Below are 13,307 nucleotides of genomic sequence, written 5' to 3' on the forward strand. Positions count from 1 at the left end.
CTTTAATTCACTTCTGACATTCCAAATTGGTCAATAACCTGTTTCTCGTTCAATTTATTGAGGTAAAAACTTAAGTCAGTCCAAGCCGTTCCTTCAATTCCTTTTAAAACAATTCCTTTTTCAGTTTGAGTTATCGTAAATAAAAAATCTGCTAGATTTGCATCTTTTTCCGAAGCTATTTTATCGAATGTCGTCATTCCGTATTCATCAATTGCTTGTACTTCATCGTCCTCAAAATTAAATTCTAAATCAATCCATGCGCTACCTTTTAGACTTTGCATTCTAATTCCGCTATCGGTCTTTTCAATTACAACTTTAAAACTTTTTAAATTGTTTTGCTTTTTCTCTTGAGCAACTAATTCAGAACTCGCTGCAAAAATAACAATAGCCGCTAATATATTTGAAAAGTGTCTTTTAATATTCAATTTTATTTTCATCTTTATATTTTTTAATTCTATTTATTAGGTTCAAAAAAGTTTCAGAAAGCAATCAAAAGCTACTAAATATTAGCAATTACTTTAATCTCACCAATAATCTTATCAGCTAAATTGTCTGCAATTTCTTGTGATAAAGCTTCAGTATAAATTCTAATAATTGGTTCTGTATTACTTTTTCTTAAGTGTACCCAATTTTCAGCAAAATCAATCTTAACACCATCAACAGTGTTTAGGTTTTCATCTTTATATTTATCGGCCATTTGTAATAAAATAGCATCAACATCAATTTGAGGTGTTAAGGCTATTTTCTTTTTACTCATAAAATAGCTTGTATACGTTTTACGTAATGCGCTAACACTTATTTTCTTCTCGGCTAACATCGTTAAAAATAAAGCCACACCAACTAAAGCATCACGACCATAATGAGAGGCTGGATAAATAATACCACCATTACCTTCTCCTCCAATTACTGCGTTATTTTTTTTCATTAAAGTAACAACATTCACTTCTCCAACAGCACTTGCTTCGTAAGTTCCACCATGTTTTTCGGTAATATCTCTTAACGCACGAGTAGAACTCATGTTACTTACTGTATTTCCAGGATTTCTACTTAAAACGTGATCTGCACAAGCAACTAATGTATATTCTTCGCCAAACATTTCACCGTTTTCATCCATAAAAGCCAATCTATCGACATCTGGATCTACTACAATTCCAAAATCGGCATTATGCTTTATTACTTCGGCAGATAAATCTGTTAAATGCTCTTTTAATGGTTCAGGATTATGAGGAAATTCTCCTGTAGGATCGCAATATAATTTTACAGCTTCAACGCCTAAACGTTCTAATAATAAAGGAATAGCAATTCCTCCTGTAGAATTTACACCATCAACAACCACTTTAAAGTTTGCTTTTTCAATAGCATCTTTATCTACATATTCAAGTTCTAAAACTTCGTCAATATGAATATCTATATAAGCATCATTTTTAGTAATTTCTCCTAAACTATCTACATCTGCAAATTCCATAGCATCACTTTCTGCTATTTCTAAAATTTTAGCACCTTCTGCGGCATCTAAAAATTCACCTTTAGCATTTAATAATTTTAAAGCATTCCATTGTTTTGGATTGTGACTTGCAGTTAAAATAATACCACCATCTGCATGCTCCATTGGCACAGCAATTTCTACTGTGGGAGTTGTAGATAAATCTAAATCGATAACATGAATACCTAAACCTACTAAAGTATTCATTACTAAATTCTGAATCATTTCTCCAGAAATTCTAGCATCGCGTCCAACAACAACTCTATAATCTTCTTTTACACGTTGCGATTTTAACCAAGTTCCGTAAGCTGCTGCAAATTTTACAGCATCAATTGGTGTTAAATTTTCACCAACGTTTCCGCCAATAGTTCCTCGAATTCCTGAAATAGATTTTATAAGTGTCATTAATTATATTTTAAAATTGAATTACAAATATACCATTTCAAAAGCAGATTTCTTAAAACGGTTTTTGTAAATTGACAGTCTTATTCAAACTAATTTAAAGATTCCCATTTTCATGGGAAAAAAATATGAATTTTCTCGCACACATATATCTATCAGGAAACAACGAAGACATCACCATTGGTAATTTTATTGCAGATGGTATTCGTGGAAAAAAATATGAAAAATACCCAAAAGACATCCAAACCGGTATTCTTTTGCATCGCCAAATCGATACGTTTACCGACGCTCATAAAACAGTAAGAGTAAGTACTAAAAGACTTCATAAAAACTACGGACATTATTCTGGCGTGATTGTCGATATTTTATACGATCATTTTTTAGCTAAAAATTGGAAGCATTATTCTGATGTGCCTTTAGCCGAATACATAGATAATTTCTACAATACTTTGCACGATAATTTTGAAGTCCTACCAGCTAGAATTCAGAAAATGATGCCTTATATGATTGCCGACAACTGGCTATTAAGCTATGCTACAATTGAAGGTATTGGTAAGGTTTTGGTGGGTATGAATAAAAGAACACAAAACCGATCTCAAATGAATTTAGCCGTAAACGAATTACAAGAATTCTATGACGAATTTGAAGATGAATTCACTCGCTTTTTTGATGAATTGATTCGTTTTTCAGCTAAAAAATTAGAAGACATTCAAAATAAATAAGTGAAACTGTCATTGCGAGAAGTGACGTAGGAACGACGTGGCAATCTCATAATTAATACTATTTAATATGAAATTAAAATACATACTTGTAGCTTTTACAGTGATTATCATTTGCTTCTCATGCAAAGAAAAAAAAGCACCTGTTCGTGGTTTAGTAACTACAAAAGCAATGGTTGTTTCAGCAAGAATTGAAGCGTCTAACATAGGAAAACAAATTCTAGAACAAGGCGGAAACGCTTTCGATGCCATGATGGCAACAGATTTGGCTTTAGCAGTTGCTTATCCTTATGCAGGAAATCTTGGTGGTGGTGGCTTTATGGTTTACAGACTAAATAATGGCGACATTGGCGCTTTAGATTATAGAGAAAAAGCGCCTTTAGCAGCAACCAAAGACATGTATTTAGATTCTATTGGAAATGTTATTCCAAATTTAAGTACACGCGGAGCAATGGCGGTTGGTGTTCCCGGAACTGTTGCAGGCGTTTTTGAAGCGCACAGAAAATTTGGAACTTTACCTATAGAAACCATAATAAAACCTGTAATTGCCTTAGCAAAAAGAGGCGTTTTTGTTACTAAAAAGCAAGAAATTAGATTAGCCGAAAAACAGCAGGATTTTAAGTTAGCTAATAAAGATTCTATCTTATTTACTAAGGCTTGGAAAGAAAACGACTCTATTAAATATGTAAATCTTGCAAAAACATTAACGCGTTTAATGAAAAATGGTCGAGATGAATTCTACAAAGGAGAATCTGCAAAAACACTAGCACAATTTGTTCAAAATAATGGAGGCATAATTACCGAAGAAGATTTAGCAAACTACGAAGCGAAATGGAGAACGCCTATTACCTTTAATTATGATAATTTACGCATTATTTCAATGTCTCCGCCTTCTAGCGGTGGTGTTGCCATGGCACAAGTACTAAAATCTGTTGAAGAGTATGATTTAGATAAATTTGGCCATAACGCTGTAAAAACAATTCAGGTTTTAGCTGAAGCCGAACGTCGTGCTTATGCCGATAGAAGTTATTATTTAGGTGATCCTGATTTTGTAAACGTACCTCAAGACAAGCTTATAAGTGATACCTATTTAGAAAATAGAATGGCTAGTTTTTCGTTTGAAAAAGCAACGCCTTCAACCGAAATTTCTCATGGCACTGTAGATATTGTAGAAAGCGATGAGACTACGCACTACTCTATTATCGATCAATTTGGAAATGCCATTGCAGTAACAACGACTCTAAACTCGGGTTTTGGTTCTAAACTGTATTGTCAAGAATTAGGGTTCTTTTTAAATAATGAAATGGACGATTTCTCTAGCAAACCTGGAGTCCCTAACGTTTACGGGTTAATTGGAGCTAAAGCAAATGCTATTTTACCCGAAAAACGCATGCTTAGTTCTATGACACCTACTATTGTTGAAAAAGATGGTAAGTTATTAATGAGTGTTGGAACGCCAGGTGGATCGACAATTATTACATCAGTATTACAAACTATTTTAAATGTGCATGAGTTTAAAATGGGCATGCAAGAAGCTGTTAATGCACCTCGTTTTCATCACCAATGGTTACCAGACGAAATTAGAATGGAACCTAATCGTTTTAAAACAGAAACTATAAATACTTTAGAGCAAAAAGGGTATACTATAAACGAAGAACGCTCACCTGTTATTGGTATAGTAGATGGTATTTTGGTACTACCAGATGGTAAACTTGAAGGTGGTGCAGATTCTCGTGGCGATGATGCTGCTGCTGGGTTTTAACAAATTCAATTATCATTCTTGGGAGAGTAATAATACAAAGTATAAAATACTAACAAAAAATCTATCTTGCTTTTTTTCTCAAGTAAAATCGTATCATATATTTCCATTTTAAATAAAAAAAAACATCATTTTACATTTAAGATATTAATGATAACATTACTCCTTACACAAACAATTTAATTATAATAAAAGCATTCCTAAAAAGTTTATTCCCATTTAACATGCAAATTTTCGTTTTTCACTATAAATTCTAAAAAACGACACAAATGGTATTAATTTCATATCTCATCTGTTTCAATATTTAGATAAACACATCATATTAAGACCATTAAATCATTAAAAAAAACAACACATGCAATTATAATTGTAGTCTTTTTACTTCATTTTTAAATTTTATCATTAAAAAAAATAAAAGAACATGTATATTTGTTGAAAATAACCAATATTTTTTAAACGATGTTTTTCTAAAAAAAAGCATCTAATTCCAACCAAAAAAAAAAAAAAGAATAACCAAAAATGATAAAAAAATACTCTACGATAGCATTTCTTTTTTTTATAATAGTAAGCACTAGTAGTGGTTTTAAGAAAATAGAATCATCTAACTTAAATAGTGTAATAAGTACCAAAAAAAATCTAATTACACCATGAATCTTAATGCCACTGGAGAAGAGTGCGCAGGAAATGGAAACATACAAATAGATATTAATAGTTCTGAAATTGGTGCTACATTTGAGTTTTTAGTGTTTGACACTTCAGATTTAAGCACACCAATAAATAGTGAAACTGTTTTAGAAGGACCAATTACGTCTCCTAATTTCACAACTAATATCACAACTTTAAATAGTGGCACATATATTATAAAAGCAACCGAAACTATTGGAACTATTGAGACTATTATAGAACAAGAAATTACAGTAGCTAATGATGTTATACCTATTACATTTGATGCCATCCAAGAAAGTGCTTGTTTAGGGACCATAAATGTCTTATTAAACTCTGGTACCGCTGTAGAATATAGAGTTAAACAAGCTGGTGTATTGATTCAAACGATTACTCAGACTCAAATAGATACTGGTGCTGATAGTATTTTTACAGATTTACCTTTTGGAAACTATACCATAGAAATTGAAGATAATTGTGGAGATATCGTAGTTCAAGGAATTAATTTAACAGACCTAGCTCCTGTTTACAGAGACCCTATTAATTACGGAAGTAATATTGATGACGATGATTGCTCACAAACAAGCCTATTAATTATAATTCAAGAAATAATAAGTACCGGAGGTTATACATCTGCTCTTAACGAAAACTTCTTTCCTTTTACCGTTACATTAACTTATGATGATGATGCTGACGGAAACGACACTGTTATGACTGACACATGGACTTCTACAGATCAAAATGGTTCAAACTATAATCTTCCAACTCAAGATACAGCATACGCAGTAACCACAGAAGTCACAGATATTTGTGGAAGTGTTGTTTATTTAAGCACCGTAGATTTTTCTGGACCACCAACAGTGTATTCTTATCGTATAACCACTCAAGATTGTGGAAAAGAAAAACTACTCTTTTCAAATTTTCAGAACATTGCTCTTCCTATAACAGTGGAAATTGTAACAGCACCACTAACGTTTGACATAAATAATGACCCTAACTTATACACCCCTATTTTCCCAGTTGGATCCAATGTTTCTGAGCCAGTCAACGGCTCTATAACTTTAGGAAATTACAACTTAGGCCTTCCCGAAGGCAATTACACTTTTTTGTTTACAGACAGTTGTGGACGGGAAATAAGCAAAAGTGTAAATATGATTATTGATAATTCATTCAGAGGATTGAACATTAAAACTAGAGAAGGTTGCAGCGCTACGGGAGATTTAGAAATAAATATAACAAAGCAAGGTTATAACAGTATTTATTCTGCTGCTGGCTTTAACAGCTTGACTATCACCTCTGCTCCAGCTAGTTATACTGGTCCAGTAATAATAGACTTAGCATCATCTATTGTCAATAGTTCTTCTAATGGAGATTATGTATTCCTTTATGATTTACCTGCTGGTGATTACTCCTTTTTTGTAGACACTACATGCGGTTATTCTTTAACAGGAACAAAAACTATAAATGGAGCCATCTTTCAAGATATAGATACCACCATTACATCATTCTGTGGTAGTTTCAACCTTAATTTAAACGTTACATTTAATGTAAATAATCCAATATTTGTACTTCAAAAATTTAACACTACAGATGGCGTGTGGGCAAATATTAATAGTGCCACTGCCGAATTAACAAACTACGTTGATAATACTGATCTTTACCAAAATGGAATACCTTCTTTAATATTGGCTAACTATCAAAATAATTACGGTCAATTTATTTCTGATAATGGATTTATTAATAACGTTACAGGATCTGGATTATTTCGAATTTATTGTTCTTATATAAAAAGTGGAATACAAGAACGTTGCTATAATACAATTAAAGAGTTTACAATAGGAGATAATAATATTACGCTTGTTGATTTTTCTGTAATAGATTGTGGAGATGGTACTAACGATTTATTAATTGATGCTTTAGGTGTTAATTTAAATTATGAATTAATAACCAGAGACGGTATTGCACTTAGCCCTACTATTAATAATGGTAACGACCCAGTCTTTTCGAACTTAACGCCTGGAATTTATAATGTACAAATAACTGATGACTGTGGTGCCTTAAGTAATTTTATTATTAATACCAATGAATCTCAATTATCTGTTATACAGCCCTACGACTTATGTGTTGGCGAAAATGGTTCACTAACGGTTAATACGCTATCATTTATTGATGTTACTTGGACTAAAGATGGTGATCCAAGTTTTTCTGCTACTGGAAACACCTTAAATTTTACACCATATGCCGCAACAGATACTGGTACATATAACGCGATTTTAAGTTATAGTGCTAATCCAAATTCTTGTGCTAATCAAACCTTAAGTTATACAGTTACTAGTGCACCTCCAATTGCTGGTAATGGCCAAACGATTGATATCGCTTTTATAAATACTACTCTAGAAAATTTATTTAACTACATTAATGGCCCTTATGATAATTTTGGAATCTGGTCTGAAACAACTACAACACCTTCAGGTACATTAAATTATAACTTGTGGGATGCTACTGGAATAGAAGCCGGAACCTACACTTTCGATTATATTGTGGATACGGGTTGCAACGGTATAGATAGTACTATAGTAACCTTAAACATATTGGAAAGTGATTTAACAGCAGTTAATAACTCTATTTTAGACATTTGTCCATTAACAATTTACGATGATATTGTAAACGTATTAGATAACGACACTTACGGTCAGCTGCCACTAGTGCAACCAGATTTTTTAGTAACTACAGAAACTGCAGATCCTGATAATGTAATTACCCTTGATACAATGGGAAACATTGATGTGAATAATACAGGTTTACCTGGACAAACTTACACATTAGAATATAAAATTACAGAAACATCAAATAGTGATAACTTTGATACAGCATTCTTTAGCGTAACTGTAAAATCTATTTCTGAATCGGTTGCACCAAATTTTTCTCCAAACCCAACACTAGTTCAATGTTATGATGACATACCATCGAGCACTATTTTAAGTCAAACAGAATTTGAAGCATTAGGAAATGCTGATGGCTTAATTATGAATAATAATTGTGGAATAATAGAAATTATAGCATCAAATAGTTTGGATACTGGTAATTGTAATCAAGCCGTAACACGAACATATACTGTAAGAGAATACTTAGACGATAATAATGATAGTATTTTTAATACTGGAGAAACTTTATTCTATGAAATAATTTCTGTAGAAAACTACTTAGTAAACGATACTATAGCTCCTAGTATAATTGGCACAATAGCAGAAACAACAATAGAAGAATGCTCTGTTAGTGATGCAAATGTGGCAGTAACTACAGTCTCAGAATTAGAACTCTTGGGATTAACTATTACAGATTCGTGTAGCAGTGATCTCGATTTAATTGTAACAAGTGAAGACACAATTACCGGTACCAACCCAATTGTAATAACAAGAACTTACACCGTTAAAGATCCTTGTGAAAACGCGACTAATACTATCCAAATTATAAACATAGAAGATAACGAAAGTCCAACAATTACTTGTTCAAATAACATAACAATAGATACAGACACTGGTTTATGTAGTGCTAGCAATGTAGATTTAGGAAACACAGTAGCTTTAGACAACTGTTTTGTTGCTAGTTTAACAAATAATGCTCCTGCTATTTTTCCTATAGGAAATACTACAGTAACTTGGACTGCTACAGATGGAGTTGGAAACACCAATACTTGCGAACAAATTGTTACAGTAGAAGACAACGAAAGCCCAACATTTACTGCTCCAGAAGATATTCAAGTTTTTTCAGACATCAATTCTAATTACAATATTGGTATTGGTATCACTGGAGATGTATTAGATGAACTGGATAATTGCTCAACAGGAATTGAAGCCACTTTTACAGAGAATATTATTGACGGCGAATGTCCTGGTTCTAAAATAATTACAAGAGTATGGAGCTTAGAAGACACTAACGGTAATTCGGCTACAGATCAAACACAAACAATAACAGTCTTAAATGATACTATTTTAGCGAATCAAAATTTAGAAACTTATAGTGTTTGCGACGATACTCCTGAAACAGATAACAATATAGCAAATAATACCACTATTTTCGATTTAAGCATTCAAGATAACAATGTGCTAAATGGCTTAGATAACTCTATCTATTCTGTTAGTTATTACACAACTTTAGAAGATGCAGAACAAAGTTTAAATGCTTTAGCTAACCTTTATGAAAATACAATTAATCCGCAAACCATATATGCACGAGTAGATAATAATTCTCCTGGGAGTACATGTTATGCCATTGCAGAACTTGGTTTAACGGTAGAAAGTTTACCTTATATTGAATTAGAGGAATCATACTTAATTTGTGTTGACGCTAACGGAATTGCTATTGATGATTCTACGGTAATAAATATACCATTAAACCAAGCAGAATATAGCTTTTCTTGGTCTTATAACGGTATAATTATACCAAATGAAATAGGAACATCACTTACACCTACTCAAAGTGGTGAATATAATCTTATGGTAACTGATATTGTTGGGCCTTTTATGTGCGCTAATAACTATACATTTATAGTTGAAGCAAGCGCTCCTCCTCAATTAAGCTACGAATTAACACCTGCTTTTGCAAACCAGCATGATGTAACAGTAACTGCAACTCCTTCTCAAATGAGTACAATAACAACAAATCACACGTTTAGTTTAAATGATGAATACCCACAATTAGGCACAATTAATAGTGATGGCACTTCTAGCTATACTTTTACAAATATTAAACCTGGTTATAATGTGGTAACAGTTAATAATATCGACGGATGTGGTACAAATAGCATCGAAATATTTGTTATGGATTATCCTTTATATTTCACTCCAAACGGAGATGGAACTCATGATACTTGGAATATTTATAGTGTAGATAGTCAACCCGATGCTATAATTTATATTTTCGATCGCTATGGGAAATTGTTAAAACAACTAAAACCTACAGATAGAGGATGGGATGGTACTTATAACGGCAATTTAATGCCAACTAATGATTATTGGTTTACATTAGAATACAGAGAACCAAAAACAAATGAAAGCAAAACGTTAAGAGCTCACTTTACACTTAAAAGATAATTAAAACAAGATATCCTATAGTTTAAAAAAACGCAAGAGCAAAATTCATGCGTTTTTTTAAGCTATTTTCTGAAATATAAATAACTTAAATTTGTGTAATCGTTTCAAATAAATCTAATGAGAAAAAAGAAAAAACTTACACCAAAAAGAATTCTAAAATTTGTAGCAGGAACGGTTACATTCATAACACTACCTACACTCCTACTCTTTGGTTTTCTTTATTTTAAATACAATGAAGACTTACCTGTTGGAGAACAAACTGCACAAGCAGATGTCTTAGCAAATAAAATGCTTAATGCACTAAACTACGATGCTTACAAGGCTACAGATTATATAGAGTTTACCTTTAAAAAGCGTCATCATTATAAATGGAATAAAACTGAAAACACCTGCGAAGTCTATTGGAAAAACTACAAAGTTAATTTAGATTTAAATGATAGTTCTAAAAGCGAAGCGTTTCAAAATAATATAAAAATTGAAACTCAAGAAAGTAACGCATTAATAGAAAAAGCGATAAGTTATTTTAATAATGACACCTTTTGGGTTGTTGCGCCTTATAAAGTTTTCGATGAAGGCACAACCAGAAGCATTGTAACTCTAGAAAACAAAGAACAAGCCCTATTAGTTACTTACAGTTCTGGTGGCTCTACTCCTGGAGATTCCTATTTATGGCATTTGGATGAAAATGGGAGACCTAAAAGCTTTCAAATGTGGGTAGATATTTTACCAATTAATGGACTAGAAGCTTCTTGGAGCGATTGGACAACGACCGAAACAGGAGCTATGTTACCATCGTTTCATAAAATGATGGTTTTAGGATTGGAGATTGATGGGATTAAGACAAACAGGGAGTGATTAAATGAAAAAACTCTTCGAAATAACTTATGAAATTTTAATGTTCCTTTCCCGAGTTACAAGTTTTAGTTATAAAGAGATTAATATTATCGTTTGGTTTCTTTTAATACCACTGTCTTGGGCGTTTTTAATTGATAAAATCTACAAATTCAATTACATTAAAATTATAAGTATTATTACTATAGCTATAACACTGCTTTTTATCAAAGACTTTACATTATTTTCAAATTGGCTATTCGATATCTCTGCTGATTTCTTGAGAAGTTTTGACTTTATTGGAAGTAATTATGTTATGTCTTCTGTAATAATTTGCGTTCTTATTCCTATAGTAATTTACTTTGTTTTAATAAAAAAAGCATTCTTTTTAAAGCATAACTCGAATAGAAAAACTTAGTATTTACCTACAATTCCAAAAACCTGAAAAAAGTATAAATCCGTGTTCCTCTTCGTATTCTTTCTTAATGACATCAGTTTCTAAGGATACGATATTAAACTTTTTTCTTAATGCGTTTGTACTTATTATGTTTGATTTAAATTCTTTAGGATAACCTAAAAACATATTTAACCTAAAATACCCTTTCTGTCTTACTGATTTACAATATTGAGGATATGAATTATCTTTATTAAATCGATAAGCATTATCATATAGCAATCCAACATCTCTTGGATGAATATTTCCTTTGTTAATTTCTTTAATAAATACTGATTCTAATTTTGCAAAACTACATCTATGATGTATAAACGGCAACAGTACTTTTGATGATGCCAAATTTCCATCATCTGTTTGGAGTTTATAATAAAGCTCCTTTTTATAGCTCCTTGCTTTTACTGATAAATCTTTCTCAGGAAAACCAATTTCTTTAAAAATTAAAGAATCATCAATACCTATAAGACGATCGCTTGGAAAACCTTTTTCTTTTATTCTAGATCTAAATTTAGACAATCGCTCTGCTAAAAACACATCATATTTTGGTTTTGATTTATTTATCTGATCCAAAATAACCACATCATATATCCATGATAAATACTCAAAATCTATAGTTGAAAGATATTTAACTCTTCCTTTTTTATAACTTTCTTTAAAATTTTTATCTAGTAGTAACGAATCTGAAACATCCTTAAATAGTGGATAGTTTTTTAACATTTCCGGTTTAAATCCAAATTGAAACCCTTTTTTCAGATAGCCTATATAGGGTTTATTACTAAATTTCGCAATTTGACTTGCATTTATCAAGTCTTTCAGAAAAATAAAATCGAAATCAGAAAACACTTTTTGATAACCCAACAAAGCTTTATCTACTTGTTTCTGATTAAAGAATAAAACTTCGGCTTTATTAATATTTTTGTGATACACACTATAATCCTCATTCTTTTCTTGAGAAAACCCAAAAGAGCTAACTATAATAGAAAAAACAAGTAACAAGTATTTCATATTAAATTATTATAAACTGAGAACACCAAAATAAGACCATTTAATGCCTACTACTAACTTAAACGCTGCTTATTTAGCCTTCTGCCCTACAAACTGCTGCTCCTTCACTTTAAACAACACATTAAAAGTCGTTAAACTTCCATAAATACGTGTAATATATTGTTGTAAATCTATTTTTTCTTGTTCTTCAAGATTACTAGAATTTACTTTTTGTTCCATAACACGTAGTCTATCGCGAACCATTGTAATTTTATGAAAGAAATCGTCAATCTTAATTTCCTTGCTTTTTAAATTGGTGTCGTTTGGCTCTAAAATAAGTTTCCCACCTTTCCATTTGTCGCCAATATGTATTACTTCCGAGACATCGCTATACTTTTTAAGAATACTAACTAGGCTACTTTCGATATCGAAAAGACTAACAGCATCAACTTCATTTTCGGCAGCTTCAATAACTTCAAACGCCTCGTCTAGTGGTATAGTTTCCAATCCGTTTTCTATAAACGTAACCCAATAGTGTTCACTATCAACGTTTGTTACTACTCCTTTTCCGTGTGTTTCGTGGCTAATTCTTGAGCCTATTCCTAATATTTGCATAATTATTTCCTGAGAAGGCAGGAATTTTATTAATGTTAAACTTAATTTTAAAACTGTTCTCGATACAATCCAGATAAAATATCTTAATCACTCGAACTGATAAAACAATGTCACTTCGAGTGATTTTGAAGTATGAAAAATTGTATCGAGAAGCTCATATTAACTGTTCTCGATACAATTCTGATAAAAAAATCAGAATCACTCGAACTGACAAAATTAAAATCGAAGTTAAAAATTAAATATCAAAATTAGTCTTCAATTTTAATAAAATCCTAACTTATTCCATTTCAAAAAGAAAGCGAAAAAC

Annotated in this window: 9 protein-coding genes; 5 read left to right on the forward strand and 4 right to left on the reverse strand. The window is 31.7% G+C overall.

Going from position 1 to position 13,307, the window contains the following annotated elements; all coding sequences use genetic code 11:
• Positions 1-2 precede the first annotated feature (2 nt).
• A complete protein-coding gene (locus ASC44_RS04390; RefSeq protein WP_055446402.1) occupies positions 3-437 on the reverse strand; it encodes a hypothetical protein in 435 nt (144 codons plus the stop codon).
• A 62-nt stretch (positions 438-499) separates the two neighbouring features.
• Entirely contained in the window at positions 500-1,888 is a 1,389-nt protein-coding gene (glmM, locus tag ASC44_RS04395; protein WP_055446403.1) for a phosphoglucosamine mutase, read from the reverse strand.
• A 125-nt stretch (positions 1,889-2,013) separates the two neighbouring features.
• On the opposite strand from glmM, the gene ASC44_RS04400 reads away from it, so the two are divergent.
• From ASC44_RS04400 to ASC44_RS04420, 5 genes are all read left to right on the forward strand, one after another.
• Positions 2,014-2,607 (forward strand): acyl carrier protein phosphodiesterase, encoded by a 594-nt coding sequence (locus tag ASC44_RS04400; RefSeq protein ID WP_055446404.1) that lies wholly within the window; start codon positions 2,014-2,016, stop codon positions 2,605-2,607.
• 67 nt (positions 2,608-2,674) lie between these two features.
• Positions 2,675-4,366, forward strand: a complete 1,692-nt coding sequence (ggt, locus tag ASC44_RS04405; protein WP_055446405.1) for a gamma-glutamyltransferase — start codon at positions 2,675-2,677, stop codon at positions 4,364-4,366.
• A gap of 644 nt (positions 4,367-5,010) precedes the next feature.
• Entirely contained in the window at positions 5,011-10,119 is a 5,109-nt protein-coding gene (locus ASC44_RS04410) for a T9SS type B sorting domain-containing protein (protein WP_055446406.1), read from the forward strand.
• A 117-nt stretch (positions 10,120-10,236) separates the two neighbouring features.
• On the forward strand, positions 10,237-10,974 hold the full coding sequence (locus ASC44_RS04415) for a hypothetical protein (protein WP_055446407.1): 738 nt from the start codon (positions 10,237-10,239) through the stop codon (positions 10,972-10,974).
• 4 nt (positions 10,975-10,978) lie between these two features.
• The gene (locus tag ASC44_RS04420) at positions 10,979-11,368 is read left to right on the forward strand and encodes a hypothetical protein (protein ID WP_055446408.1); all 390 of its coding nucleotides are present in this window, start codon (positions 10,979-10,981) and stop codon (positions 11,366-11,368) included.
• A gap of 3 nt (positions 11,369-11,371) precedes the next feature.
• Here the strand turns inward: ASC44_RS04420 and ASC44_RS04425 are convergent, their stop codons facing one another.
• Both ASC44_RS04425 and ASC44_RS04430 read right to left on the reverse strand, forming a co-directional pair.
• On the reverse strand, positions 11,372-12,406 hold the full coding sequence (locus ASC44_RS04425) for a hypothetical protein (protein WP_055446409.1): 1,035 nt from the start codon (positions 12,404-12,406) through the stop codon (positions 11,372-11,374).
• Positions 12,407-12,475: 69 nt separating this feature from the next.
• Positions 12,476-13,000, reverse strand: coding sequence for a hypothetical protein (locus tag ASC44_RS04430; protein ID WP_055446410.1), 525 nt, complete (start codon positions 12,998-13,000; stop codon positions 12,476-12,478).
• Positions 13,001-13,307 lie beyond the last annotated feature (307 nt).

The sequence above is a fragment of the Lacinutrix mariniflava genome, assembly GCF_001418015.1.
GTDB classification, from domain to species: Bacteria; Bacteroidota; Bacteroidia; order Flavobacteriales; family Flavobacteriaceae; genus Lacinutrix; species Lacinutrix mariniflava.